Origin of the sequence: Spirillospora sp. NPDC048911 (assembly GCF_043198015.1) — a bacterium.
In the GTDB taxonomy this organism is placed as follows: Bacteria; Actinomycetota; Actinomycetes; order Streptosporangiales; family Streptosporangiaceae; genus Spirillospora.
The window spans coordinates 1,063,169-1,089,095 of sequence record NZ_JBICUD010000001.1 but is presented as its reverse complement, the minus strand read 5'-3'; the positions used below and the strand labels follow the sequence as shown (position 1 = coordinate 1,089,095).

Here is a 25,927-nt window from a genome sequence, read left to right as displayed (position 1 = left end):
GCCAGTGTGAGCGACAAGACCGCCATCAAGACCGACGCCGCCCCCGCGCCCTTGCCGGTGTTCTCCCAGGGCGTTCGCAAGGGGCCGTTCGTGCAGGTGTCGGGCCAGGGCTCGATGGAGCCGGGCACCGGCGCGTTCCTGCACGAGGGCGATGTGAAGGCCCAGACGCGGCGCACGCTGGAGAACGTCCGGGCGATCCTGGAGGCGGGCGGCGCGAGCGTCGAGGACGTGCTGATGCTCCGCGTCTACCTGACCAAGCGTGAGGACTTCGCGCCGATGAACGAGGCGTACGACGAGTTCGTCCGCGAGCACTGCCCCAGCGGCGCGCTGCCCGCCCGCACCACCGTCTTCGTCGACCTGCCGCTTCCGCAGATGCTCGTCGAGATCGACGCCCTCGCCGCCGTCGACTAGCCGGGCCGGCCGGCATCGCCGTCCCGCAACCGGCCGGTGGCCACCAGCTCCAGGGTGATGAGCACCGCGACCGCCTCGATCGCGAGCAGCCCGATGAGCACGAGCAGCTGGGTGGCGCCCGCCTCGACGGGGTCGGCGCCGCCCAGCAGCACGCCGACGAACGCGCCGGGGAGGGTGACGAGTCCGACGGTGCGGGTCTGGTCCAGGACGGGGATCAGCGCGAGCGCGGCGGCCGGCCGGCAGACCTCCAGCGCGGCGTCGCGGGGCAGCAGGCCGAGCGCCAGACCGCCCTCGTACTCGCCCCGGCGCGTGCGCAGCTCGTCCAGCGCCCGTCGGCCCGTCATCGCGCACGAGGTCATCGCGCCGCCGATGAAGATGCCGGCGATCGGGAGCACCGCGACCGGACGCAGCGGCACCAGCGTCGAGGCGAGCAGCAGGCCCAGGACGGGCGCGACGCCCGCGACGATCGGCAGCGCCGCCCACCCGGCCCGGCCGCGCGTCGAGCCGGTGATCCGGCGGCCCGCCGTGGCCGCCGCGATCACCACCATGCCCGCCACGAAGACCGCCGTCCATCCCGCGCTGCGCAGCACCGCCGCGATGAGCAACGACACCGCCGCGAGTTGCACGGTCGCGCGCACCGCCGCGACCACCACCTCGCGGCCGAGGCCCAGCCCGCCGAGACGCAGCAGCCACGCCGCCATGACGGTGAGGACGAGAAGGACCAGGCCGAGCAATGGACCGACGGCGGGTGCCGCGCTCATGTCATCCCCCTGAACCAAACGACGGCCGTCCGCCACGTCATTTGAACCGATTGTGATCTGACTGGCACCACGTAACCCTCACAAACCCCGCTAACGTTGTCTTGTGGGGGATCTCGAGTCGAGTGGGCCATCTCGCCGGAAGGCGCTCGGGCTGATGGGCGTGGCGGGCTTCTTCGCCCTGGGCGCCGACAGTGTGCTCGACTCCGCCAAATCGCAGAAGTCGCCACCGCAGACGGCCGTGCCGCGGCCACGCGCGGTGATCCATCCTTCGCCGGCGCCACCGGCCTCTGCTCCGCCGGGTACACCGGGCCAGGTGCCGCCCGCGCCGCCGCCTTCGACGCCGCCGGCGCCCGTCGTCCAGCCCACTCCGCGCCCCGCGTCCTGGACGCCGGCGCGGCTCACCGCGGCCAAGCCGCGCAAGCCGCTGCGCGACCTCCAGGATCTCATCCCGCCGCCGCCCCCGAAGACGATCGCGCTGACGATCGACGACGGCCCGCACCCGCTCTACACCCCGCAGGTGCTCGACCTGCTGGCGGAGCACGAGGTGCGCGCGACGTTCTTCATCATCGGCGAGCAGGTCATCGAGTACCCGAAACTCACGCGGCGCATCGCCGAGGCGGGCCACCAGGTGTGCAACCACACCATGACCCACCCGCTCTCGCTCGGCCGCCTGTCCACCAAGAAGGTGCGGCGGGAGATCGTCGAGGCGCACGACCGGATCGGGCAGACGACCGGCATCGTGCCCACGTTCTTCCGGGCGCCGGGGGGCAACTGGTCGCGCGCGACCCTCGACATCATCGGCGAGCACGGCATGCTGCCGGTCGACTGGGCCGTCGACCCGCAGGACTGGCGGCGGCCGGGCGTGGGCAGCATCCGGCGCGGGCTGGTGAAGTGCGGCCCCGGCGACATCCTGCTCTGCCACGACGGCGGCGGCGACCGCTCGCAGACGGTGAAGGCCCTGCGCGGCGCCATCCCCAAGCTCAAGAAGCGCGGCCTGACGTTCGTCTCGCTCTGAGCCCGCCGGTCAGAACTGGTCGGCGGTGCGGGGCGGCGGCACGATGGCGCTGACCACGTCGTTCATCCGCTCGGTCATGCGCTGCTCGGCGGCGTCGGAGAGCGCGATCTGCTTGCCGATCCGGAGCCGTGCCCAGCGGGAGACCGGGACCGCCGACTGGTTGACCTCCTGCCAGCGGTCGGTGAGGGTCGCGAGCGCCTCCCGGGCCTGCTCGAAGTACTGCGCGGGCAGGTCCACCTGGCGTGCCTGCCGGGCCAGCGCCTGGACGGTCTCGAACGCCTTCGCCGACTCGTTCGCCTGACCCTCGCGGCGGGCCGGCCCCAGCATCCCGATGAGGGTGGAGAGCAGTGCCGCCACGAGGGCGAGCGCCCCGGCCACGATCCCGTACCGGCTGCCGGCGAGCATCATGCTGCCGGCGACGCCGGACGTCACCACCGCGCTCCCGGCCAGGAAGAGGTTGATCGCGCGCCAGACCCGCGCGGTGCCCTCCTGGCAGAGCGTCGCGCAGGAACAGGTCTCCTCGATCCAGAACAGCTCCGCGCCGATCGCCGCACGCCATGAGTACTCACCCAGGGCGCGCCCAGGGCCGGGCGTGGCACGGCCGTCTGACGGCTTGCCGTCCTTCGGATCCGGCCGACGCTTCTCCCTGTCCGCCATGACGAGCCCCCCTGTGCGCTTGCGTGGTCAGCGTCATGATTGGGGAACGGGCCGCCGCGCTCACCCGGCGATACTCAATCCGGGAGTCGCCTTTGCCGAGGAATCAGGACGCAGACCCGCGAATAGATCGTCCTCGGGGAGAACGACATCGACCAGTGAACGAGCGGTCGGGGTGTACTCAGGTACACCCCTGGTCCGGGTTGCGGGCACACTGTGGGCGGCGCCCTCCGGCCGGAGACTGGATCCGTACGCAGGGCGAGCTACGGAGGCGGCACGATGAGCGGTGAACTGGTGAAGGAGAGCTGGGCGGCGGAGCGGCTCAGGGCTCCGTGGCGGGGGTTCCGGCTGGGGCTCCTGGCCTTTCCAGCGATGGCCCTCTCGGTGCTGCTGATCAGCTCGTACTCGATGGTGACCAGCATCGTCGGCATCCTGATGGTGCCGCCGGTGGTCATGCTGGTGCGCTCTCTCATGAACGTCTACCGCGACCTGATCGGGAAGTGGACCGGCGTCCAGATCGAACGGCCGTACCTGCCCGAGCCTCCGGAGGAGGAGGACGCGGGTTTCGTCGGCCAGTGGAACCGCTTCGTCCGGCTGTCCTCGGACCCCGCCACCTGGCGCGACATGCTCTGGCTGATCGCCGACCCGATCGTGGTGTTCTTCACCGCGGCGCTGCCGTTCTACCTGGTCGCCTACGGCCTGTGGGGGCTGATCCTGGCGGGCGGCATGGGCAGCGTGATCACCGGCCTCGACGGCGAGGAGTGGTACGGCTTCATCCACATCCAGGACGGCTACAACGACGACGTCATGAAGATGACCGCCACGGTGCTGCTGGGCACGATCTTCATGGTGATCGGGTTCCTGTCCGGGCCGGGTCTGCTCAAGGTGTACGGGAAGTGGGGGCAGACGCTCCTCGGCCCGACGGAGAAGTCGAAGCTCGCGCTGCGCGTCCAGCACCTGACCGAGACCCGTTCCGAGGCCGTGGACGCGTCGGCCGCCGAGCTCCGCCGCATCGAGCGGGACCTGCACGACGGCGCCCAGGCACGGCTGGTCGCGATGGGCATGACGCTCGGCGCGATCGAGCACCTCCTCGACAAGGACCCGGCCAAGGCGCGGCTGCTGCTCGCCGAGACCCGGCAGTCGTCGGCCAAGGCCCTGCACGAGCTGCGCGACCTCGTCCGCGGCATCCACCCGCCGGTCCTCGCCGACCGCGGCATCGGCGACGCCGTCAAGGCACTGGCGCTCGACCACCCGCTCCAGGTCGAGGTCGAGTCGACGCTTCCCGGCCGGCCCCAGCCGCCGGTCGAGTCCGCCGCGTACTTCGCGGTGTCGGAGATCCTGACCAACGCCGCCAAGCACTCGGGTGCGAGCCGCGTCTGGATCGACCTGCGCCACGAGGGCGGCATGTTGCGGATCACCGTCACCGACGACGGCCATGGCGGGGCGACCCTGGAGGGCGGCACGGGCCTGCGCGGCATCGAGCGGCGAATCGGTACATTCGACGGCGTACTCGCCCTCAACTCCCCGCTGGGCGGCCCGACGATCGTGACCCTGGAGCTGCCGTGCGAGTTGTCCTCGCCGAAGACCTTGCCCTCCTGAGAGAAGGCCTGGTCAGCCTGCTCGAATCGCACGGCTTCGAGATCGCCGCCGCGGTCGACAACGGCCCCTCGCTGCTCAAGGCACTGCTCGACCACCGCCCGGACGTGGCGGTGGTCGACGTGCGCCTGCCGCCGTCGTTCACCGACGAGGGCCTGCAGGCGGCGCTGGAGGCGCGGCGCCAGGTGCCGGGCCTGCCGGTCCTGGTCCTGTCCCAGTACGTCGAGCAGCTGTACGCGCGGGAACTGCTCGCCGACGGCAGCGGCGGCATCGGCTACCTGCTCAAGGACCGGGTCTTCGACGCCGAGCAGTTCGTCGACGCCGTCCGCCGGGTCGCGGCGGGCGGCACCGCGATGGACCCGGAGGTCATCTCGCGGCTCGTCGCGCGCGGCACCCGGGACGAGCCGCTGGGCCGGCTGACCCCCCGCGAGCGGGAGGTCCTGGAGCTGATGGCGCAGGGCCGTTCGAACGCGGCGATCGCCCAGCAGCTCGTCGTCACCGAGCGGGCCGTCACCAAGCACACCGCCAACATCTTCAGCAAGCTCGACCTGGCGGTTCATGACGACGACAACCGGCGCGTGCTCGCCGTTCTCGCGTACCTGAACCGCTCCTAGCCGGAGGGCAGCCCCCAGAACGGGCCGCGCAGCCCGGCCTCGCGGAGGTAGGCGGCGGCCGTGGCGGGCTCGCGGCGCGTGTAGCCGCGGTCGAGGCGGCCCGCGTACCAGCCGCTCGCGAGCCGCCACAACGTGGCGAGATCCATGACGTAGCCGCGCTCGTTGCCGGAGCGTTCAAGCCAGTCGTCCACACAACTCTCACCGCAGAAGAGCCGCTGGTGCCCGCAGGTGTGGACGACGTCGTCCCACATCCGCGCCACCGGGACGAGGAAGTGCGCGACCTGGTCACCGCCGGGTGGCGCGTCCCGGCCGACCACCCAGGCGTGCGGACGGTCGCAGCCGGGACAGCGCGTCGAGACCAGGACGTCCGGCTCGTCCGGCAGCAGGTGAGCGAGCGCGAACGAGTCCCACGCGCAACCGCCCCACCACAACGTGGACGTGCCCATCACGGCGAAGCCGAGCGGGATCGACGCGAACGGGTGCGCCATGAGCACCCGGTCCTGGTCGTCGAGCACGACATGGCGCTGCCCCGCCAGGGCCCGGAGCCCGCCACGAACGACTCCGGTATCCACGCCGAACCGATCGGCCAGCTCCGCCACCTGCGGCGCTTGGCCGGTCTCCGCGAACCAGCGATACACCGCCAGCCGGAGGTCCTCGTTGTCGATCGTCACCCTGCCCAGCCTAGAGCCGCGAGATCGGCAAGTACCGCGGCAGCCGGTCGCGCACCGCGGCATGACGCGCTCGCACATGTCGATGATGGCGGCCTGGACCTCACCTCGCGGCGCGTGAACGGCCGGGCGGCGCGTACGTGCGGGACGCCGTCGAGGTGAGCGACCCGGTGCTGTCCAAGCAGGCGACCACCCTGGAGAGGGCTACGTCAAGATCACGAAGGGCCACGTGGGAAACGCCCGCGCACCTGGCTCTCGTTGACCGCGCGCGGCCGGTCCGCGTTCGCCGCGCACGTGGCGGCGCTGCGGGCGATCACCGCGGCCGCGGACGACGTGACCCCGGCCTGAACGCGGCGGATCTGGCGACCCGATAATCCCCGCCCGTGCCGCCCTCACGGAATTTCGGGCTATCACGGTCGGGACATGGTGTTCTATCTTGCCAGGCAGAACAGAGCCCTTCAGGAGGGGCGTCATGACCGCGATTCTCATCCTCCTCTGCCTGGCGATCGCCGGCCGCGAGCTCTACCTGGCGTTCGACCGGAAACGGATCGCCGCCGCGCCCGCCGCTCCCGAGATCGCCGACATCCGCACCCAGCTCACCGCGCTCAAGGGCACCCGCGAGGAGCTCGAGGAGTTCCGTGCCGTCCAGCGCGAGCAGCTCGAACGGCTGGCGGCCGGGCAGGTCACGCACGCCGAGTCGCTGCGGGAGAACGACGCCCGCATCCGCTCCCTGATCTCCCAGATCAACGACCGGATGCTGCTGGAGATCAACACCCGGCTCACCCAGAACCGCGACTCCGTCGACCGGCTGGCGGCGGAGGTGGCGCGGCTGCGCGGCCATCTGATCGGCCGGCTCGACCAGGCCGTCGCGGCCTCGCTCGGCGCCGACCCGGTCGACACGGTGGCGGGCGGGCTCGGCACGGACGCCGCGGAGGCGCCGGCCAGGCTGATCCGCGCCTACGAGGGGTTCGCCGAACGGTACGGCCTGCGCGTCGAGCTGTCCGACCCCACCCTGTCCGACCCCCCTCTGTCCGAGGGTGCCCTGTCCGGCGCCACCGGAGAGGACGCGAGCTGGAGGGCCCGCTACTACCTGTCGGGACGCAGCCCGCGCGGTCTCGAAAGCGACTTCATCGAGCTCGTCCGGCTGCTGCGCTCGTCCGGCGGCACACCGGACGGGAACGGCACCGAGGCGGCCGGCACGCTGCTGGGCTGCCTGCACGACATCGAGATGGGCGGCGCCCAGGTCGGCCCGTTCGTCCTCGTCCGCACGCCGGAGGCCATGCTCTGCGGCGTGTTGTCGCTCGCCGAACTGCGCAAGGCCGGACCGGCGCGGCTCCTGGCCGATCCGGTCGGCGCGGCGGTACGCCTGCACAGCCTGCCGGCGACCCGGTTCTGTGACCTGTCGGCCTTCAACGGGTCGGGGCACTCCAGGTGAAGTTCGGCTTGCGGCGCTCAAGGAACGCCGCGACGCCCTCCGCCACATCACCACCCGCGACGACCTCCGCCAGCCACGCCTGAACCCTGGGCTCGACCGGGTCGCCGGCGGCGATGGCGTCGACGATCTCCTTGGTGGCCTGCTGCGTGAGCAGCGAGCGGGACGCGAGCGTGGCGGTGAACTCCGCGACCCGCGCGCGCAGCGCCCCGGCGGGGACCACCTCGTCGAGCAGCCCGATGCGGAGGGCGTGGTCAGTGCCGATCAGGTCGGCGGAGTAGAGCAGGTACTTGGCCGACGCCGGGCCGACGAGCCGCACGATCCGCGTGGTCGCCGACGCCGGGTAGACGATGCCGAGCTTGGCCGGAGTGATGCCGAACCGCGCGCCCTCGGCCGCGAAACGCAGATCGCACGCGGCGGCCAGCTGGCAGCCGCCGCCCACGCAGTACCCCTCGATGGCGGCGATGGTCGGCTTGGGAAACGCGGCGAGGGCCTCCTCGGCCTTCGTCGACAGGTGCCCCTCGTCGTGCCGGTTGATGGCGCCGAGCTCACCGATGTCCGCCCCAGCGCAGAAGTTGTCGCCGGCGCCGGTGAGGACGACGACGCGAACGGACGGGTCGGCGGCCATCCCGTCCAGCAGTACGGGCAGCGCGCGCCACATGTCCGCCGTCATGGCGTTGCGCTTGGCGGGCCGGTCGATGGTGATCGTGCCGACGCCTTCCGCCACGGCACCGCGCAGGCCCTGCTCGCCGGCCATCGGCTCCCCCTCGGTCTCGGCCCTCGATCTCGGCCTCGGTCTCGGCCGTCTGTTTCGGTACGACGCGCGGTCATCGTACGTACCCGGAGATCGCGTCCCTGAGGCCGGGCCGGGGATTCTCCGTCCTCCGGACGATGACACGGCGCTTCACGTACACCCAGGGGTGAGATGTGAGACACCCCTTACGAGGGAGGAATTCATCGGGCGTTCGGCGGATTCTAAAGAGAGGGGCGGCCCTGAGGAATCGGAGTTCGCAGTGCCACGAAGCACACGCGTCTTCTGGACCATCCAACTCGACGACCGCATGGCGTCCATCGCCGACCGCACGGGAGCCAAGGCCGCCAATCTCGCCCGCGCGGCGGGACACGACCTGCCCGTGCTGCCGGGGTTCGTCATCCCGGTGCAATGCGCCGACGTCGAAGGGCCCGCTCGCTACCTCAACACCGGAGAGCTGCGCCAGGCCTGGTCACGGCTGAGCCGTTCCGGTGAGATCCCGCTGGTCGTGCGTTCGTCGTCCACGGTGGAGGACGGCGCGGTCTCCTCGATGGCCGGACGGTTCGTCTCGGTGCTCGACGTGACCGGCTGGGAGTCGTTCCTGAAGGCCGTCGGCGCGGTCGTGGAGTCGTCGTCGGGGCCCGGCACGATGGCCGTGCTCGTCCAGCCCCAGCTGTCGGCGGCGGCCGGCGGCGTGATGTTCGGCGCCGACCCGGTGGACGGGCGCACCGACCGCGTCATCGTCTCGGCGGTGCCCGGCGGGCCGCAGGCCCTGGTCGGCGGCGAGGTCAACGGCACCCGTTACGCGCTCACCCGGCGCGGCAGGGTCATCAGCGTCGAACGCGACGACGGCGCCGCTCCCGGTGACGCGGCCACGGCGGACGAGGGGCCGCTGACACGGTTGCAGCTGCGGGCGCTGGCCCGGCTCGCGGCGAAGGCCGCGGCCGTCTTCGGCGGGCCGCAGGACGTCGAGTTCGCCTTCGACCACGACGGACGGCTCTGGTTGCTGCAGAGCCGCCCGGTGACCGCGCTCGCCCCCGTGCCGCCGCGACGGGCGACGCTCCTCGGGCCGGGGCCCGTCGCCGAGACGCTGCCCGATCCGCTCGCCCCGCTGGAGGAGGACCTCTGGCTCGTCCCGCTGGATCACGGCATCGGCGAGGCGCTGGCCACCGCCGGCGCGGTGTCCCGGCGGGCGCTGCGCAGGAGCCCGACCGTGGTGTCGGTCCACGGCCGGGCGGCGGCGGACCTCAAGCGGCTGGGGGCCGCTCCCGGGCGCCGGTCACGGCTGCATCTGCTCAACCCGGTGCCCGCCGTCCGGCGGCTGTCGGTGGCATGGCGGGTCGGGCGGCTCCGCGCCGACCTGCCCGGCCTCGCCGCACAGACGGCGGCCGCGGTGGACGCCGACCTGGCGGCCGTGGCGCCGCCCGCCGAGCTGACCGACGCGCAGCTCCTGGCCGCGCTGCGCTGGACCCGGGCGGCGCTCGCCGCCCTGCACGGCCAGGAAGCGCTGGCCGGCTCCTTGCTCAAGGACACCGGGCTCTCGCAGGGCACCGGCGTCACTGGGAGTGCGGCCGCACAGGGGCTGGCCGCGCTCCACCGAGGCAGGGCCCGGGGTCAGGACGACGCGCAGCTCCTGGCCGCCGAACCCGCCGTCCTCGCGCTGACCCCGCCCGCCATCGGCCCCGCGCCGCGCCTTCCGGCCGTGGCCGCCGACGTCCTCGGCCCGCCCGGCGCCGCCGGGCCGCTGCCGCCACGCGAGTTGTTGCGATTGCGGATCCGCTGGGTGCAGGAGCTCGGCGCGCGGCTGGCCTGGACGGCGGGGCGGCGGCTCGCGGCGTCGGGGGCGCTCTCGTCGCCCGAGCTCGTCCGGGCGCTGCGTTTCGACGAACTCGAACGGGCACTCGACGGCGGTTCACCGCCCATCGGCACCGGGGCGTCCGGGAGCGGGCCGGGCATCGAGCGCCGTCTCCCGCAGCCGCGTTCCGCGCCGCTGCCCGCCGTCTTCCGGCTGGCGGGCGACCGGATCGTGGCGGAGGCCGCGCCGGCAGGGGACGGGGCGCGGCCGGCGGGCGGCGGGCGAGGCTCCGGGCCGGCGCACTCCGGCCCGGACGCTCCCCCTGCCGGTTCCGTGCTCGTCGTCGACACCCTCCGGCCGTCTCTCGCCGCCCGCCTGCCGAAGCTGGCCGGGCTGGTCGCCGAGACCGGCAGCCCGCTGTCGCACCTGGCGATCCTCGCGCGCGAGCTGGGAGTCCCGACGGTCGTCGGCCTGCGCGGCGCGCTGGACCGGTTCCCGCCGGGCACCGGGCTCCTGGTGGACGGCGACACCGGCCGCGTCGAGGTCCTCGCGCCGGCCGACGACCAGCAGCCGGACGAGGAGTCGGTGGCATGAGGGGCACGGCGTGAAGGGGAGCAGGCGCCTGGTCTACGCGGGCCTGGGCGCGATGGTGGTGTTCACGGGCGGCTACGTCGTGGTCTACCTGGCGCGTTGGGAGTGGCAGCGCGCCCTGATGGCCGGGGAGTTCCTGCTCATCAGCCTGATCGTGCTGCTCGCGGTCGCGGGCGCGCACCGGCTGGCGCGGCTGGAGCAACGCCTGAGCGTCCTCATCGAGAACGCGCGGCAGGATCATCGGCCCGCGCCACCCGGCGTCCAGAAGGCTCATCTGTCCGCGCTTCCGTCGCCCCGGGACGCCGAACGGCCCTACGCGGCGGGCGCGGACGTGGAGGAGACGGAGGCGCCGAGCTTCAGATGGCTGGCGCCGGAGTCCGAGTCGTACAAGGTCTTCATCCCGGTGCTCCTCGGGGCGGGGATCGTGGTGTCAGGCCTGGCGGCGCTCGTGGAACGCGCCGCGACGGCGTTCGGCTCCTCCCGCCGGGCCGCCGCTGGGCGCGGGGCCGAGCGCAGCGCCGCCTTCGGGCAGGTGCGGGCACCGGCGTCGCTGACCTTGCCGGAGGGCGGAGTCCTCGCGGGCGCGCCCGACCTGTCGCCCCCGCCCGGCCCCGACCGCCGGCGCCGGCTCAAGGTGGCGGCGCTAGCGCTGGCGGTCCTCGCCATCGCCGCGCTGATCATCATCGAGATGGCGGAACACACGCAGGACCGACCGGATTCGCCCGTCGACGCCGCCGCCACCACGCTGCTCATCGAGGCCAGCACCAACGGCGCGACCGGAGCCGCCACCGCCGGCCCTCTGGCGACCCGGCTGTGGGAGTATTGCCGCGGCTCGACCAGGCCCTACCTCGACAAGGGGGGCCTCGCGCCGCTCGGCGAGCGGCAGTACGCGCTCGTCGTACGGCCCGCGCTTGGCGAGCACGCGCTGCGGCGGCTGCGGGGGTGCCTGGAGGACGCCGTCATCGACCGCGGCCAGTTCAGGGTCGTCTCCGTCCAGCCCGCTCCCGAGGACGACTGAACGGCTCCATGAACGACGTCACGAAACCAGGGAATGCGCGACGACTTCGATGTGCTGTACTGTCTAGGTAGCACCTTCGCAATCCGTTACACGTTGATGACGCCACGAAGGTGTTTCTTCCCCGCCCGGGCCATCTGAGTGCCCGGAGTTGCGAGTTCCCCATTCATCACCGCCCAGGGATCCGTGCAAGGCCCAGGGCATCCGCACCGAGGGAGCCACCGTCAGCCCGGTGAACCGAGCTCCAGTTTCCGGCTCCCGCTCAGGTGCGCAGAAGGGATGCACATGCCCACCACCATGACGACGGCCGAGCCGACGGTTCCCCGGCAGGCCACCACCCAGAAGTCTTCGAGGCAGCAGTCTTCGAACAAGCAGAGCCGGCAGCAGGCCGGCGCCCCGGCCGGCGACGAGCTGGTCATCCCCTTCCACGGCATCCTCGCGGTCGAGGACAAGCACGCGTTCGTGCGGACCAGCGGCTACCTGTCCGGTCCGGACGACGTGTACGTGTCGCTCGCGCAGATCAAGGCGAGCGGCCTGCGTTCCGGCGACGCCGTCGCCGGTACGGCGCGGGCCCCGCGATCGGGCCGGGAGAAGTACAACGCCCTGGTCCACGTCGAGACGGTCAACGGCGTCACGCCCCAGGAGGCGGCGGGCCGGCCCGAGTTCGGCAAGCTGACGCCGCTGTTCCCCGAGGAGCGGCTGCGGCTCGACACCGGCCCCATGGCGACCCGCGTCATCGACCTCGTCTCGCCGATCGGCAAGGGCCAGCGCGGCCTCATCGTGTCGCCGCCGAAGGTCGGCAAAACGATGATCATGCAGGCGCTGGCCAACGCCATCGCCGAGAACAACCCCGAATGCCACCTCATGGTCCTGCTCATCGACGAGCGGCCGGAGGAGGTCACCGACATGCAGCGCACCACGCGCGGCGAGGTCATCCACTCGACCTTCGACAAGCCCGCGGCCGCCCACACCGCGCTGGCCGAGCTGGCGATCGAGCGGGCCAAGCGCCTGGTCGAGCTCGGCCACGACGTGGTCATGCTGCTCGACTCCATCACCCGGCTCGGCCGGGCCTACAACCTCGCGGCGCCGTCCAGCAGCCGCATCCTGGCGGGCGGCGTGGCGACGACCGCGATCTACCCGCCCAAGAAGTTCTTCGGCGCCGCCCGCAACATCGAGAACGGCGGCTCGCTGACCATCCTCGCCACCGCCCTCGTCGAGACCGGCTCGCGCATGGACGACGTGTTCTTCGAGGAGTACAAGGGCACCGGCAACATGGAGCTCAAGCTCGACCGCGGCCTGGCCGACAAGCGGATCTTCCCCGCGGTCGACATCGAGGCCTCCGGCACGCGCCGCGAGGAGCTGCTGATGTCGCCCGAGGAGCTGGCCCTCAGCTGGCGGCTCCGCCGCGTCCTCCAGGGTCTCGACCGGCAGCAGGCCGTCGAGGTGCTCATGGACAAGATGAAGGGCACCTCGTCCAACGCGGAGTTCCTGCTCAAGGTGCAGCAGACCACCTGAGCGAGTTGATCGCCTCAGCCGGGCGGTCGCCCTCCTTCACCACCGCGCATTCACCACCGTGAATCGGGCAGCGGGCTCCGTGTCTCGATCTGTTCCGGCCGGAAGGTCTGGAGGATCTTGTCGTACTGCCGCTGGCCGGGTGTCCAGCGCCAGGCGGGCGCGAAGAAGTAGAACTCATAGCCCGCCGCACGGCTGCGCAGGCCGTGCTGGTCCTTCTGCCAGGTGAACTCCCACTCGGCGCCGCCCTTCGAGAGCTCGGGCACGAGTTCCAGGCGCAGTCGCCGGTAGCCGGGGTACGTCCCCTCGCCCATCTCCCGGCGTTCGGCCGTCCGGAGCCCTTCCAGCGCGTCGCCGCTGACGGGCGTGATGCGCAGGCCCTGTCCCGTCGTCGCATCGTTCCACTGGACGCCCTCGGTGAGTTTCTGGCGCCGCCAGCCCGACGGCATCTCCACCGTGTACCCGTCCGCCTCGTGGTACTTGATGCTCTTCGCGGCCGGGGCGCCGGACGAGGGCAGCAACACCATCGCGTCGCTCTGGCCCACCGAGGTCCAGCGCGCGGTCCAGGCCCCCAGCGCGCCGACGAGCACGGCGATCGTGGCCACGCTGATGATCGTCCCCATTCGCGGCCGACGGCGCGCCCGCGGATCGGCCGCCGCCTTCCCCGGCGCGCCGCGCCAGGACGGGGACTCGTCGCCGGTTCCCTCGACGGCCACGGCGCCGGGCGTGCTTCCGTCGGGCACCACCTCGGTCAGCTCGCGCGAGGTCTCGCCGGCCGAGAGCCGATCATCGGGCTCCTGGCGCAGCAGCCCGTCGATGACCGGCGTGAGCCGCCCGCCCCGCGCGGACGGCTCGTACTCCCCCATGAGGACCGCGACCATCGAGGCCAGCGCGTGGCTGCGCAGAAAGGGCGAGCGGCCCTCGACGGCGGCGTAGAGCGTCGCCCCCAGCGACCACAGGTCGGACGCCTCGACGCTCGGCTCGGCCAGCACCCGTTCGGGCGACAGGTAGGCGGGCGACCCCTCGATGCCGGCGACGATCGTGTCCGCGATCTCGCGGCCCTGGTCCATGTGCACGGCGAGCCCGAAGTCGGTGAGCAGGACCCGGCCGTCGTCGCAGACGAGCACGTTGCTGGGCTTCACGTCGCGGTGCAGGATGCCGGCCCCGTGCGCGGCGCGCAGCACGCCGAGCACCGCGACGCCGATCTCGGCGGCGCGGTCCGGGGCGACCGGGCCGTCCTCGGTGATGATCTGGCGCAACGACCGGGCCTCGAGGAACTCCATGATGACCCAGGGGCGGCCGTCCTCGATGATGACGTCGTGGACGACGACCACGCCCGGATGGCGCAGTGCCGCCGTGGCGCGGGCCTCGTCGATGAGGCGGCGGCACATCAGGCGGCGCTCGCCCTCGGTCAGGTGTTCCGGCAGACGCACTTCCTTGACGGCCACGTCCCGGTCGAGCATCTCGTCATAGGCACGCCAGACCGTGCCCATTCCGCCACTGCCTACCACCGAGAGCAGCCGATACCGCCGTGCAAGCGGTATCAACCGTTCTCTCCCCATGGGGTGGTTATGCGCATGATCCGCCCCAAGCCACTCTCGCTGCGACGGAATCATTATTTGACCAATGTCCGGTTTGGGGTGGATGAGGTGATGTTCTTCCGTCGCCGCCGCAATGTCCAGGCCGCCCAGGCGGCGCCGCCCGTCGGCATTTCGATCGCGTAGGTGTAGAAGGAGTAAAGGATCGTCGCCGCGGCGGCGGGCGCCGCGGGCACGGCGAAGTGCACGAGCAACGCGGCGGTGCTGGTCTCGCTGATGCCCGCGCCGCCCGGCGTGATGACGGCGGTGGTCAGCATCCGGTTGACGGCGAAGACGGCGACGACCTCGGCGGGTCCGACGTCGGCACCCACCGCGACGAGGCAACCCTCCAGGAGCAGTGCCTGCGACAGCAGGTAGGCCACCATGCCGAGGGTGAGCCCCTTCCAGCCGGCGCGCACCACGCCGACGGTCCTGTGGCGCAGGGCGAGCAGCAGGCGGCCCGCGCGCGGCGTCCAGCCCTCCACCGCGCGCGCCGCGGCCTCCGACCGCAGGACGAAGGCGAGCAGCACGACGACGCCGAGCAACGCGGCCGCGGCGAACGACGCCGTCACCGCCGTCCGCCGATCGGGCAGTTCTCCGGCGATCAGCAGCGCCGCGACGCCCACCGCCGGGAGCGACAGCCGCGACAGGACGTTCCACACGCCGGTGACGAGCGTGGACACCGTGATCGCCGCGTTGCGGTGCCCCCAGCCGCGTGCCATGGCGAACGTGACCGCGACGCCCGCCGCGCCGCCGAACGGCAGCAGGTTGCTCACCGCGCTGCCCACGGCGTTCAGCATGAACGCGTGCACGTGGGTCAGCCCCGGCAGCGACGTCGTGAGCACGAACGTGTAAGCCCAGAGTCCAGCCGCCCACAGCAAGGTCAGCAGGAAGATCTCGACGGTGCCGAGGTGGCCGATCTCGATACCGATCTGTCTCCAGTTCACCCCCACCACATACGGCAGGGCGATCAGGAGCGCCGCGGCGCCGAGGAGCGAGGCGGCGGAGAGAACGATCCTCGTCCGCCCGCTCAACCGTCCGCCGCATCGCCGGACGAGACGACCGGGCGAGCGGCATACCGCGCCCTACCCTCTTCCTCTCCGCCGCACGGCCAGTCGTCCAGCGGATGGCCGAGCACGGTGCCGGGCGGCACGTCCCTCCGCACGTACCACTCGGTGCCGAGTGCCCGGCGGAACAACGCCCGTGGCAGCCTGAGCAGCGCCGCCAGCGTGCGGACCGAGTCGCCTCCCGCGGCCTGCGTCGCGTGCGCCTCCATCGCGGCGCGCTTGACCTCCGCGTACGCCGCGACCTTGACGCGGTGCGTGATCTGGTCGCCGGGAACGTAGGCGCTCTCGAAGCCCCGCACGTCCAGCGCGCGAGGCGCCAGCCGCAGCCGTGCGAGCGGCCGGAGAACGTGCAGCAGCAGGTCGCGGTCGACGGTCGCCTCCAGGACCACCGGCGTCTCGGCCAGTCGTGCCGCCTCGACGCCGACACGGTGCACCTGGACGTGATCGGGATGCCCGTAGCCGCCCGCCGGGTCGTACACGGTGAGGAGGTCGGCGCGTTCCTGGAGGAGCAGTCCGGCGAGCGCGGCGGCGGCCTCCGCCACGTCCGCGCTGGCGAAACCACCCGGCGCGTCGCCCGCCAGGCCGGAGTCGGCATAACCAAGGAACACGACTCTGGCGCAGCCAAGCACGCGCGCCGACGCGTGCAGTTCGGCCGTACGGGCCTCACCGAGTGGACGGTCGCCGCCGGCAGCGCCATCCGCCGCGAGGCCCCGTTCGCCGGCGGTGGCGACGACGAGCACGACGCGGTGCCCCTCGGCCGCCAGGCGGGCCATCGTGCCCGCCGTCAGCAGTGCCTCGTCGTCGGGATGGGCGTGGAAGAAGACACAGGTGCGTCGCACGAGATCAGGATTCCCTGATCATCTTGAAGATCAGGTCTGGCCACGGTCAAACCTGGACCACCAGGCCGGCGGGGGCCGCGGGCGGGGCACGCGGCGGCCGACACTTCGGTGGGGTGAGGATCCTCCACGTGAGCGACTGCTTCCTGCCCCGGCTGGGCGGCATCGAGGTGCAGGTCGACGAGCTGTCCCGCGCGCAGCTCGCCGCCGGCCACGACGTCTCGATCGCCACCGCGACCCCGTGCCGCACGGTCCGCGCGCTGGACCGGCTGCCGATGGACCCGCCGCCGGGCCGGCCACCCCTGGATCCGCCGCCGGTGCATCGGCTCGTCGCGCCGATGCCCTGGGAGCTCCCGATCGGCCGGTCGCTCCACCCGGTGCTGGCGGTGCGCAAGCCGGACATCGTGCACGTTCACGCCGGCGCCGTCTCACCGTTCGCCTGGCGCGCGGTCGAGCAGGCCAGGCGGGCCCGGATTCCCCTCGTGCTCACCGTCCACAGCCTGTGGGGACCGGCCGGCCGAGGCGTCTACCGTGGGCTGTTCGCGAGCTGGGCCCGGGACGCAGGCGGCCTCGTCGTGACCACGGTGAGCGAGGCCGCCGCCGCGCCGGTCCGCCAGGTCGTGGCCGGCAGGCTGCCCGTCCGGATCGTCGCGAACGGGATCGACACCTCGCGCTGGCACGACTTCGCGCACGCGCCGATCCGCCTCCGGACGATGCCGGACGCCGACGATCCGCTGCACGTGGTCGCGGTCGGCCGGCTGGCGCCGCGCAAGGAGCCGATGAACCTGCTGCGGCTGCTGCGCGAGGTGGGCGCGGCCGCGCCGATCCGCGCCACGATCGTCGGCGACGGCCCGGCGCGCGCCCGGATGGAGCGCTACCTGCGCCGCCACCGGATGTCCGGCTGGGTGCGGCTCACCGGCCGGCTGGACCGGTCGGCGGTACGGGGCGTGCTGGCCCGCGCCGACGTCTTCCTGGCACCGGCGGCACGCGAGTCGTTCGGGCTGGCGGCGCTGGAGGCGCGGCTCGCCGGGCTGCCGGTGGTGGCACAGGCGGGCAGCGGCGTCGCCGACTTCGTGGAGTCCGGCCGGGAAGGGCTCCTCGGCCGGACGTTCCCCGACATGTCGGCGGCGTTGTTGCGGCTGGCCCGCGACCACCGGCTACGGCATCGGATCACCGCGCACAACCGCGTCACCGAACCCTCGCGATGTACGTGGCCCGCGGTGCTGGACGACTTCGGCGAGTGTTACGAGCTCGCGTCGGCGAAGACTCCCTTGGCCCACTTGTAGTCGGACTTGCCGACGGCGGTGCGCCGCACCTCGTCGACCAGGTGGATCTGGCGCGGCAGCTTGTAGCCCGCGACGCGTCCCCGCAGGTAGTCGGTGAGCTCTTCGAGCGTCGGGCTCGTCCCCGGGCGCGGCGCGATCACGGCGGCGACCCGCTGGCCGAAACGTTCGTCCGGCAGCCCCACGACGACCACGTCATAGACGTCGGGGTGGTCCTTCAGGGCGACCTCGACCTCTTCGGGATAGACCTTCTCGCCACCGGTGTTGATCACGAGCGAGCCGCGGCCGAGCAGCGTGATCGTCCCGTCCTTCTCCAGCGTGGCGAAGTCGCCCGGCACCGACCACCGCGTCCCCTCGGCGTCGGTGAAGAACGTGGTGGCCGTCTTCTTCGGGTCGTTGTAGTAGCCGATCGGGATGTGGCCGCGCCGGGCCAGCTTGCCGATCTCACCGGGGGCGACCGGCGTGAGGTCGTCGTCGAGGACGGTGACCTCCGGCTTCATCATGAACCGGGCCGCCCCGGAGTTGCCGCCGACCGACGGACCGGTGGTGCCGGTCTCCGAGGCCCCGTAGTTGTCGAGGAACATGACGTTCGGCAGGTGTGCCTTCAGCTCGTCCTTGGCGCCCTCGGTGAGCGGCGCGCCGCCCGACGCGATCGCGAAGAGCGAGGACGTGTCGTACGAGCCGTGGCCGAGCTCCTTGGCGACCGGACGCGCCATCACGTCGCCGACCAGCATCATGACGTTCGCCTGCTCCTCGGCCAGGAGGCCGAGTGCCTTGGCCGGGTCGAAGGCGTGGTCGGTGTAGAGCACGACCTTGGCGCCGCTGAAGAGCCCCATGAACGCGGCCCACTGGCCGGCGCCGTGCATGACGGGCGCGCAGTCGAGCACGGCCATCGGCGGCTGCTCGGCGTTCTTGGCGATGGCTTCGGGACTTTCGATGGGATCGCCCAGGGCGTTGCCGCCACCGAGGGCCCCGAAGAAGATGTCCTCGCAGCGCCACTCGACGCCCTTGGGGTAGCCGGTGGTGCCGCCCGTGTACATGATGTAGCGGTCGTCGCTCGAACGTTCCGGAAAGTCGTCCCCGGAAGGCGCCTCCGACAGCGCCTTCTCGTACTCGACCGCGTCCGGGATCCCGGCCGTGGAGCCGTCGTCGATCACGACCACGTGCCGCAGCCTCGGCAGGTCTCCCCGGATCTCCTCGACCCTGGCCAGCAGCGAGCGCTCCCCGATGAGCGCGACCGAGTCGGAGTCGGACAGGACATGGTGGAGCTCGGCGGCGACGTACCGGAAGTTGACCGGGATCGGCACCGCGCGGATCTTGAAGACGCCGAGCATGCTCTCGATCCACTCGGCCTGGTTGTAGGCGAGGATCGCGACGTGCTCGTCCGGGCGGACCCCGGCGGCCGCCAGATGGTGGCCGACCCGGGCGGCCCGCTCGTTCAGTTCCCGGTAGGTGCGGCGTTCGCCCCCCGCCACCAGGGCGGGGCGGTCCGGGCCGGCTTCGGCCAGGATCTCGAGCAGGTCGGCCAGGTTGTAGCTTCGCGCCATGCCACTGCCTCGCGTTTCGGGGGTGGGGGTGGGGGTGGGGTGGGCGTGCAGTTCACCCGATCATCGTCACGCGGCCGATAAGGATTCAATTATTATTGACAAATGATCTAATGACTTGGATCACACCCCGGCCGGCGCGGAGCACGGCTCGCAATGTGCGATCTGTCACTCCCGAACCCCCGCGCCCCACCCGCGCACCGCTCGATCGGCACGCGAAAGCCCAGGTGAACCGGTCGAACGTGAGAGACGTAACACGTTATGTAAGCGCCGATTCCGGCCAGCCCGGATCGTTCTTACACGGCTCTTATCCGGGTACCGGCATGCTGTGCCGTAACGATTTCGTATCAGACGGGGGTAGTGGTGAGCGCAGGCGCTATGGCGTGGACGCCTCCGACTTGGGAGGAGATCGTCAGCGAGCACTCCACGCGGGTGTTCCGGCTGGCGTACCGCCTGACGGGGAACCGGCACGACGCCGAAGACCTGACCCAGGACGTGTTCGTCCGGGTCTTCCGATCCTTGTCCTCCTACAGCCCGGGCACGTTCGAGGGCTGGCTGCACCGCATCACCACCAACCTCTTCCTCGACCGGGCCCGCCGCAAGGCGCGGATCCGCTTCGACGCGCTGGGCGACGACGCCGCCGAGCGCCTCCAGGGCCGCGAGCCGAGCCCCGCGCAGGCCTATGACGAGCGCCATCTCGACGGCGACATCCAGGCCGCGCTCGACGCCCTGGCGCCCGAGTACCGCGCCGCGGTCGTCCTGTGCGACATCGAGGGCCTCACCTACGAGGAGATCGCCGCCTCCCTCGGGGTCAAGCTCGGCACCGTCCGCAGCCGCATCCACCGTGGCCGCGCCCAGCTGCGCGCCGCCCTGGAGCACCGCCGCCCGGCCCCCGAGACGGTCCCGGCCACCTGACCTTGCCAAACGGCGTCCAGAGGCGTCTCATGAGGAGGACGGCACCCCTCCGGACGGGAGGCCGACCATGGCCTGGCCGATCTACGTGGCGCTCGGCGACAGTCTCGGCGCCGGGAGAGACGCTGACGCCTGGCCCGCGCGGCTGGCCCGGACGCTCGCCGAACGCACCGGGCGCTCCTGCGTCCTGACCGACCTCAGCGCCGACCGGGCGGAGGTCGCGGACGTCATCGACGGCCAGTTCCCCGCCGTGCCGGCGCTGCGGCCCGATCTGATCAGCGTCACCGTCGGCATGACCGACATCCGGGATCCCGAGTTCGAGGAGTGCCGGTTCGGCAGCGACGTGAAGTGGCTGTTCGACGGGCTCGCCGCGATGACGGCCACGCTGCTCACCTGCACGCTGCCCGACATCGCCGATCGGCTCCCCATCCCGGCGGTGCTCGTCCCGATGGTCCACGACCGGATGCGGGTGGCCGGCGAGGCGATCCGCGCCGAGGCTGCGGCGCACGGCGCGCTGTGCGTCGACGCGTGGCGCCTGCCCGGCCTGGCCGGCCGCGCCAACTTCAGCGACGACCGGGTGCACCTCAGCCCGCACGGCCATCAGACGCTGGCCGACACGTTCGCGGACCTGCTGACGGGCTAGCCGGGCAGGCCAGGCGAGCCGAGAGCCACCGTTCAGTCGCCGATCTCCGCCAGGCCGTCCTTGATGACGACGTCACCGCTGCTGGACGTGGACTCGAAGGCCACGACTCCGGCGCCCTTGTTCCAGATGCGCGTGGTGACGTCCTGGCCCGGCAGCGGAACGTCTGGTCGTCGTCGACATGCTGGACGACCTCCGCCACCGGGGCGTCGCCACGCAGCGCCTCGTCGAGGCCGTGCCCCGGAGCGTGCTCGCCGACCGTCTCACCAGCTGAGAAACCGCGGAAGAACGAGACCATCCACTGCTCGTTCACGAGTTCACCGGCGTCAGTGCGGGTCTCCAGCTTGAGCGAGACCGTGGTGCCGGACGACTTCGACGCGTACCCGGTGACCTTGGCCCGCGACACCAGCGTCTGGCCCGGCACGATCGGCCGATGGAAGACCATGTCCTGCTCGCCGTGCACGACGAACGGGATCAGGCTGTCCGGCACGACCTTGAACAGCGGGTCGATCATCCCCTGGAACACCGGCACGATCGCGAAGACGGGCGGTGCCAGCTCGCCGGACAGGTAGCGGGGATGGTCGTCATTGGTCGCCTTCGCGTAGGCGATCGCCTGCTCCCGCTCGACCTTGAAGTCGAACGGTTCGCTCCACACCCCGAGGTTGGCGGGGTTCATGGTCGGCTGGTCGCTCATCGGGGGTCGTCCTCCTTGCCACAGACGCTCTTCGCCCAGCGGTAGTCGGCCTTGCCCGCCGGCGAGCGCTTCACCTCGTCCACGATCTGGATGTCACGCGGGACCTTGTATCCGGCGAGCTTCGTGCGGCAGTGCGCGATCAGCTCCTCCACCGAAACCGTCTCGCTCAGTGAGACGACGGCGGCGACCCGAGACCCCAGGAGCTCGTCCTTGACGCCGACGACGAGCGCGTCGTACACGGCCGGATGCGTCTTGAGCCTCGCCTCGACCTCCTCCACGAAGACCTTCTCGCCGCCGGTGTTGATGACCAGCGAGCCCCGGCCGAGCAGCAGGATCGCCCCGCCCTCGTCCATCCGGGCCATGTCGCCCTGCAACGCCCAGCGGGTGCCCTCGTCGTCGGTGACGAAGGTCTTGGCGGTCTTGTCCGCGTCGTTCCAGTACCCCAGCGGGATACGGCCCGTCCGGGCCACGACGCCGATCTCGTCCGAGCCGGGCGGGATCCGGCGCAGCGAGGCGTCCAGCACGGCCACGTTCCCGTCGCGCGGCTGGAAGCGCGGCGAGCCGTCCGCCGCCGGCTCGACCGCCTGGCTGAACGCGCCGGTCTCCGAGCCGCCGAACGCGTCGAGGATCATCATCAGCGACGGGACGGCCGCGTGCAGCCCGGCCTTGACGTCGGGCGAGGTGGCCGAGCCGCCGGTGGCGATGACCAGGAGGGACGAGAGATCGTAGCTCCCCGGGGCGGCCGCGAGGGTGTCGGCGACCGGCCGGGCCATCGCGTCCCCGACGAGCAGCAGCACCTGCGCCTTCTCGGCGGCGGCGGCCGCCAGCACCCGGTCCGGCGCGAACCTGCGTTCCGACCACAGGACGACCGTCGATCCCGCAGTGAGCGACGCCCACGCCACCCACATGCCCGCGCCGTGCATCATGGGCGCGCACACCATCGTGGTGAGGCCGCCGTCCTTGGCCTTGTCGCCGAGCTCCTCGGGGGTGGACACCGGGTCGCCCAGCATGTTCCCGCCGCCCATCGCGGCGATGAAGATGTCCTCGCAGCGCCACATGACGCCCTTGGGCATGCCGGTGGTGCCGCCGGTGTAGAGCAGGTAGAGGTCGTCGCTCGATCGTTCGGCGAAGTCACGCCCGGCCGAGGCGCCCGCCAGCGCCTCCTCGTACCCGGCCGCGTCCGGCACCTCGTCGTCCGACCCGTCCTCGATCACCACGACATGCCGCAGGTCCGCGAGCTTCTCCCTGGCCTCGCCCAGCCGCGCGATGAGCGACCGCTCGCCGACGAGCGCGACCGACTCGGAGTCGGCGATCACGTAGGCCAGCTCGTCGGCCGTGTACCGGTAGTTGACGTTGACGGGCACCGCGCGGATCTTCCAGGCCGCGATCTGGGTCTCCAGCCACTCGGCCCGGTTGTAGGCGAGGATCGAGACGTGATCGCCAGGCTGCACGCCCGCCGCCGCGAGGTGATGCGCCATCCGGTTCGCGCGCTCGTCGAGCTCCCGGTAGGTCAGCCGTGACTCGCCCGCCACCAGCGCGAGCTTCTCGGGAACCGCGTCGGCCACGATCTCGAACAGGTCGGCCAGGTTGAAGCTGCGTGACATCCGTCCTCCGGGGCGCCGCTGAAGGTAACTCGACAGACAGAAACATACAATCTTGACTGTTTATTAGACAGGCCCTAGCGTCGCGAGGTCGTCCCCCCAGAAAGGTAGAGACGTGAGCAACCCGCCCGTTGATCCAGAACCCTGATCAGGGGAGGTGGCGTTCGGCGATGAGGCGGAGGCGGGACTTCGTTCGCAGCCAGCGTTCGCGAGTCCGCTCCGGCGAGGTCGGGTGGACGAACTGGAGGAGGCGCAGGCCGCGGATGGTCTCCAGCATGAGGTAGATGTCGCCGCGGAACTCGGCGTCGTCCACACGATCGCCCAGCAGGCGGCGGCTCAGGTCGAGGATGCCCGCGGTGACCGTGCGCTCCAGGGACGCGACGTGATCGCGCATCTCGGGGTCGGTGCGGGCGGCGATCCACAGCTCCATGGACGCCTCGAAGAGGGGCCCCTCGTGGGCCTCCCAGACCAGGTCGAGGGCCTCGCCGATGCCGTCCTCGGCGGCCTGGAGGCGGCCGAGGTCCTGCTCGACGAACCGGTCGGCGCGCTTGCGGGCCAGATGCTCGACGGCCGCGAGGACCAGGTCGTTCTTGGTGGGGAAGTGGTGCACCTGGGCACCGCGCGAGACCCCGGCGCGCTCGACCACGCGGGTGGTGGTCGTGCCGTGGTACCCGTGCTCCACCAGGCAGTCGATCGTGGCGTCGAGCAACGCCCTGCGGGTGGCCGCGGTGCGTTCTTCCTGCGTACGCCGCGTCTGCGTGGACATGGCCGAAGTGTAACCAGCTAACAAACAGTACGCGCTGTATGTAGCCGCCGACCCTCCGGACTTGACAACTGTTTGAAGTCTCAACTAACCTCGGTCGTGTTGGTTGAAACTTCAAGCACTAGCGGGAGAAACCCATGAGCCTCGCCACCGTTGCCAAGGAACTGACCGCCGGCACCTGGAACATCGACCCTGCCCACTCCGAGGTGACCTTCACGATCCGCCACCTCATGTCCAAGGTACGCGGCAGCTTCACCGAGTTCTCCGGCGCCGTCGAGATCGCCGAGGACCCCGCCGCCTCCACGGCCACCGCCGAGATCAAGCTCGCGTCCATCGACACCCGCAACGCCGACCGCGACGCCCACGTCCGCACCGCCGACGTGCTGGACGTCGAGAACCACCCCACGATGACGTTCGTCACCAAGGGCCTGCGCGTCGAGGGCGACGACTACCTCGTCGACGGCGAGCTGACCATCAAGAACGTCACCCGGCCCGTCACCCTCGAGGTCGAGTTCAACGGCGTGGGCGAGGACCCGTGGGGCGGCACCCGCGCCGGCTTCTCCGCCGAGACCACGATCAACCGCAAGGACTGGGGCATCGAGTTCAACGTCCCGCTGAAGGGCGACAAGGCCCTGCTCGGCGACAAGGTCGACATCCAGCTCGAGGTCCAGGCCGTGCGCGCCTGACCCAGCGCATCCACAGGCGCCTGACCCGGCGCATGACGAAAGGGCCGTCCACACCCTGTGGACGGCCCTTCGCGCGTCAGCTCAGGGGCAGGCGCAGGACGAACCGGGCGCCCCGGGGAGACTCTTCGAGCTCCAGAATGCCGCTGTGGGCCTGCGCGATCTCGCGGGCGATGGCCAGCCCCAGGCCGGTGCCGCCGGCGCCGCGGCTGCGGGCGCTGTCCAGCCGGGTGAAGCGTTCGAAGATGCGCTCGCGGTCGCCGGGGTCGATGCCGGCGCCGTCGTCGGTGACCTTGAGGACGGCCTCGCCCGCCTCAGCGATCACCTCGATCTCGACACGTTTGTCGGCGTACCGCTCGGCGTTGTCGAGGAGGTTGCCCAGCAGCCGGACGAGCTGCATGCGCACGCCGCGCACCGTCGCGTCCGGATCGAGGCGGGTACAGGCGAACAGGTCGGAGCCGCGCTGGCGGACCTCCGAGCCGACCAGTGCGGCCAGATCGATCTCCTCCTGGGCGGTGGTGCCGCCGGTGCCGATCCGGGCGAGCAGCAGCAGATCGGTGACGATCGACTCCAGCCGGTCGGTGTCGCGCAGGGCGGACCGGACCGTGTCGTCCAGGTCGCTGTCCTCGGGGTGCATCGCGGCGTCCTCGAGGTTGGCGCGCAGCCCGGCGATGGGGGTCCGGAGCTCGTGGGAGGCGTCCGAGGCGAACTGGCGTTGCCGTTCCACCGCGCGTTCGAGCCGGTCGAGCGTCTGGTTGGCGGTGCGGGCCAGCTCGGCGATCTCCCCGTCGCCGGTGGGCTCCGGCACGCGGCGGGTCAGATCGCTGCCGCTGATCTCGGCGAGCTGGGCGCGGATCGCCTCCACCGGCCGCAGCGTGCGCCCGACGATCTGCCAGGTGATCCAGGCCGCCAGGGCGGACAGGAGCAGCACGGCCGCGCCGAGCAGCACTTCGAGGAGCCCCGAGACGATGAACGCGGGCATCGGCTTCGCGGCGTAGACCACCACGGAGTCGGGCGCGGTCGTGACCCGGATGGCCTCGATCATCACGCAGCCGTCGTCGTCGCATTCGACCCTGTCCTGGACGCGCTCCTGGACGGGCGGCCAGAAGGTGCTCAGCGGCGGGCGGCCCGCGGCGGCGGGGGTCGAGTCGAGCACGTGCCCGCCCGGCCCGACGACCTGGACGAGGATGCGGCCGCCGGAGTCGTCCGGGATCGGGCTCGTCAGCGTCCCGTCCCGGACGCTGGCGCTGGCGCGGCGGGCGGCGAGCTGGGTCTCCTGCAGGATGCGGGCCTTCGCGCCGTTCCGAATGCCCAGATCGAGGGCGACGGCGACCCCGCCGAACACCAGCGCCGCGAGCACGGCGGCGACAAGGGTGTCCCGCGCCCTGATCGACCGGGGCCGCAGCCGCATCCGTCCCCCCGCTCCGCGCACGTGTCCTCGGCGACGGCGCCTGGCGACGGCCCGCCCATCACAGAGTGTCATGAACGCAGGTCCCACGCCGAGACCACGCC

At 71.9% G+C, this 25,927-nt stretch carries 24 protein-coding genes and 1 pseudogene; 13 read left to right on the top strand and 12 right to left on the bottom strand.

Translation table 11 applies throughout. The features are described from left to right. The first annotated feature begins 6 nt into the window (after window positions 1-6). Window positions 7-411 carry a RidA family protein gene (locus ACGFNU_RS05035; protein WP_392590271.1) on the top strand — a complete coding sequence of 135 codons (405 nt, stop codon included), beginning with the start codon at window positions 7-9 and terminating at the stop codon, window positions 409-411. Here ACGFNU_RS05035 and ACGFNU_RS05030 read toward each other — a convergent pair. Beyond that, window positions 408-1,172, bottom strand: a complete 765-nt coding sequence (locus tag ACGFNU_RS05030; RefSeq protein WP_392590269.1) for an ABC transporter permease — start codon at window positions 1,170-1,172, stop codon at window positions 408-410. The two genes, ACGFNU_RS05035 and ACGFNU_RS05030, sit on opposite strands and share 4 nt — an antisense overlap. Before the next feature lie 103 nt (window positions 1,173-1,275). Between ACGFNU_RS05030 and ACGFNU_RS05025 the strand changes: the two genes are divergently transcribed. Next, window positions 1,276-2,187 (top strand): polysaccharide deacetylase family protein, encoded by a 912-nt coding sequence (locus ACGFNU_RS05025; RefSeq protein WP_392590267.1) that lies wholly within the window; start codon window positions 1,276-1,278, stop codon window positions 2,185-2,187. Between the two features lie 9 nt (window positions 2,188-2,196). Here ACGFNU_RS05025 and ACGFNU_RS05020 read toward each other — a convergent pair whose 3' ends face one another. Then, window positions 2,197-2,844 (bottom strand): hypothetical protein, encoded by a 648-nt coding sequence (locus ACGFNU_RS05020; RefSeq protein WP_392590265.1) that lies wholly within the window; start codon window positions 2,842-2,844, stop codon window positions 2,197-2,199. A 276-nt stretch (window positions 2,845-3,120) separates the two neighbouring features. On the opposite strand from ACGFNU_RS05020, the gene ACGFNU_RS05015 reads away from it, so the two are divergent. Next, window positions 3,121-4,440 (top strand): sensor domain-containing protein, encoded by a 1,320-nt coding sequence (locus ACGFNU_RS05015; protein ID WP_392590263.1) that lies wholly within the window; start codon window positions 3,121-3,123, stop codon window positions 4,438-4,440. Continuing rightward, on the top strand, window positions 4,404-5,051 hold the full coding sequence (locus tag ACGFNU_RS05010) for a LuxR C-terminal-related transcriptional regulator (RefSeq protein ID WP_392590261.1): 648 nt from the start codon (window positions 4,404-4,406) through the stop codon (window positions 5,049-5,051). Before ACGFNU_RS05015 ends, ACGFNU_RS05010 begins: the two co-directional genes overlap by 37 nt. Here ACGFNU_RS05010 and merB read toward each other — a convergent pair. Then, window positions 5,048-5,722: an organomercurial lyase gene (merB, locus tag ACGFNU_RS05005; protein WP_392590259.1), complete on the bottom strand. Its 675-nt coding sequence runs from the start codon at window positions 5,720-5,722 to the stop codon at window positions 5,048-5,050. The two genes, ACGFNU_RS05010 and merB, sit on opposite strands and share 4 nt — an antisense overlap. Before the next feature lie 255 nt (window positions 5,723-5,977). Between merB and ACGFNU_RS05000 the strand changes: the two genes are divergently transcribed. Continuing rightward, window positions 5,978-6,067, top strand: a complete 90-nt coding sequence (locus tag ACGFNU_RS05000; protein ID WP_392590257.1) for a hypothetical protein — start codon at window positions 5,978-5,980, stop codon at window positions 6,065-6,067. A gap of 124 nt (window positions 6,068-6,191) precedes the next feature. After that, the gene (locus ACGFNU_RS04995) at window positions 6,192-7,154 is read left to right on the top strand and encodes a hypothetical protein (RefSeq protein WP_392590255.1); all 963 of its coding nucleotides are present in this window, start codon (window positions 6,192-6,194) and stop codon (window positions 7,152-7,154) included. On the opposite strand, the gene ACGFNU_RS04990 is transcribed toward ACGFNU_RS04995, so the two are convergent. Then, the gene (locus ACGFNU_RS04990) at window positions 7,129-7,908 is read right to left on the bottom strand and encodes an enoyl-CoA hydratase/isomerase family protein (RefSeq protein ID WP_392590253.1); all 780 of its coding nucleotides are present in this window, start codon (window positions 7,906-7,908) and stop codon (window positions 7,129-7,131) included. The two genes, ACGFNU_RS04995 and ACGFNU_RS04990, sit on opposite strands and share 26 nt — an antisense overlap. 256 nt (window positions 7,909-8,164) lie before the next feature. Between ACGFNU_RS04990 and ACGFNU_RS04985 the strand changes: the two genes are divergently transcribed. From ACGFNU_RS04985 to rho, 3 genes and pseudogenes are all read left to right on the top strand, one after another. Further along, on the top strand, window positions 8,165-10,291 hold the full coding sequence (locus ACGFNU_RS04985) for a PEP/pyruvate-binding domain-containing protein (protein WP_392590251.1): 2,127 nt from the start codon (window positions 8,165-8,167) through the stop codon (window positions 10,289-10,291). 10 nt (window positions 10,292-10,301) lie between these two features. Then, window positions 10,302-11,306, top strand: coding sequence for a hypothetical protein (locus ACGFNU_RS04980; RefSeq protein WP_392590249.1), 1,005 nt, complete (start codon window positions 10,302-10,304; stop codon window positions 11,304-11,306). A 417-nt stretch (window positions 11,307-11,723) separates the two neighbouring features. After that, window positions 11,724-12,818: pseudogene (gene rho / locus ACGFNU_RS04975) on the top strand (transcription termination factor Rho); the annotation flags it as partial. Window positions 12,819-12,868: 50 nt separating this feature from the next. On the opposite strand, the gene ACGFNU_RS04970 reads toward rho, so the two are convergent. The 3 genes from ACGFNU_RS04970 to ACGFNU_RS04960 are packed head-to-tail and all read right to left on the bottom strand — an operon-like array spanning window position 12,869 to window position 16,298. Next, window positions 12,869-14,377 (bottom strand): serine/threonine-protein kinase, encoded by a 1,509-nt coding sequence (locus tag ACGFNU_RS04970; RefSeq protein ID WP_392590248.1) that lies wholly within the window; start codon window positions 14,375-14,377, stop codon window positions 12,869-12,871. A gap of 53 nt (window positions 14,378-14,430) precedes the next feature. Continuing rightward, window positions 14,431-15,426, bottom strand: coding sequence for a lysylphosphatidylglycerol synthase domain-containing protein (locus ACGFNU_RS04965; protein ID WP_392590246.1), 996 nt, complete (start codon window positions 15,424-15,426; stop codon window positions 14,431-14,433). Then, window positions 15,423-16,298: a PIG-L deacetylase family protein gene (locus ACGFNU_RS04960; protein WP_392590244.1), complete on the bottom strand. Its 876-nt coding sequence runs from the start codon at window positions 16,296-16,298 to the stop codon at window positions 15,423-15,425. Before ACGFNU_RS04960 ends, ACGFNU_RS04965 begins: the two co-directional genes overlap by 4 nt. 128 nt (window positions 16,299-16,426) lie before the next feature. On the opposite strand from ACGFNU_RS04960, the gene ACGFNU_RS04955 reads away from it, so the two are divergent. Further along, window positions 16,427-17,581, top strand: a complete 1,155-nt coding sequence (locus tag ACGFNU_RS04955) for a glycosyltransferase family 4 protein (protein ID WP_392590242.1) — start codon at window positions 16,427-16,429, stop codon at window positions 17,579-17,581. Here the strand turns inward: ACGFNU_RS04955 and ACGFNU_RS04950 are convergent. Next, a complete protein-coding gene (locus ACGFNU_RS04950) occupies window positions 17,539-19,125 on the bottom strand; it encodes an acyl-CoA synthetase (RefSeq protein ID WP_392590240.1) in 1,587 nt (528 codons plus the stop codon). The genes ACGFNU_RS04955 and ACGFNU_RS04950 overlap by 43 nt on opposite strands. A gap of 375 nt (window positions 19,126-19,500) precedes the next feature. Between ACGFNU_RS04950 and sigE the strand changes: the two genes are divergently transcribed. Both sigE and ACGFNU_RS04940 read left to right on the top strand, forming a co-directional pair. Further along, the gene (gene sigE / locus ACGFNU_RS04945) at window positions 19,501-20,037 is read left to right on the top strand and encodes an RNA polymerase sigma factor SigE (protein ID WP_392591010.1); all 537 of its coding nucleotides are present in this window, start codon (window positions 19,501-19,503) and stop codon (window positions 20,035-20,037) included. A 67-nt stretch (window positions 20,038-20,104) separates the two neighbouring features. Next, window positions 20,105-20,677 carry a GDSL-type esterase/lipase family protein gene (locus ACGFNU_RS04940; protein WP_392590238.1) on the top strand — a complete coding sequence of 191 codons (573 nt, stop codon included), beginning with the start codon at window positions 20,105-20,107 and terminating at the stop codon, window positions 20,675-20,677. Here ACGFNU_RS04940 and ACGFNU_RS04935 read toward each other — a convergent pair. The 3 genes from ACGFNU_RS04935 to ACGFNU_RS04925 form a co-directional block, all read right to left on the bottom strand. Then, on the bottom strand, window positions 20,619-21,368 hold the full coding sequence (locus ACGFNU_RS04935) for a MaoC family dehydratase N-terminal domain-containing protein (RefSeq protein ID WP_392590236.1): 750 nt from the start codon (window positions 21,366-21,368) through the stop codon (window positions 20,619-20,621). The genes ACGFNU_RS04940 and ACGFNU_RS04935 overlap by 59 nt on opposite strands. Continuing rightward, window positions 21,365-22,972 carry an acyl-CoA synthetase gene (locus tag ACGFNU_RS04930; protein WP_392590234.1) on the bottom strand — a complete coding sequence of 536 codons (1,608 nt, stop codon included), beginning with the start codon at window positions 22,970-22,972 and terminating at the stop codon, window positions 21,365-21,367. The genes ACGFNU_RS04935 and ACGFNU_RS04930 overlap by 4 nt, the downstream gene beginning before the upstream one ends. Window positions 22,973-23,117: 145 nt before the next feature. After that, window positions 23,118-23,735, bottom strand: a complete 618-nt coding sequence (locus ACGFNU_RS04925; RefSeq protein WP_392590232.1) for a TetR/AcrR family transcriptional regulator — start codon at window positions 23,733-23,735, stop codon at window positions 23,118-23,120. 134 nt (window positions 23,736-23,869) lie between these two features. Here ACGFNU_RS04925 and ACGFNU_RS04920 point away from each other — a divergent pair, with 134 nt between their 5' ends. Beyond that, complete coding sequence (locus ACGFNU_RS04920; protein WP_392590230.1) at window positions 23,870-24,418, top strand: YceI family protein; 549 nt, start codon at window positions 23,870-23,872, stop codon at window positions 24,416-24,418. A gap of 76 nt (window positions 24,419-24,494) precedes the next feature. On the opposite strand, the gene ACGFNU_RS04915 is transcribed toward ACGFNU_RS04920, so the two are convergent. Then, window positions 24,495-25,826 (bottom strand): sensor histidine kinase, encoded by a 1,332-nt coding sequence (locus ACGFNU_RS04915; protein WP_392590228.1) that lies wholly within the window; start codon window positions 25,824-25,826, stop codon window positions 24,495-24,497. Between the last annotated feature and the right edge of the window lie 101 nt (window positions 25,827-25,927).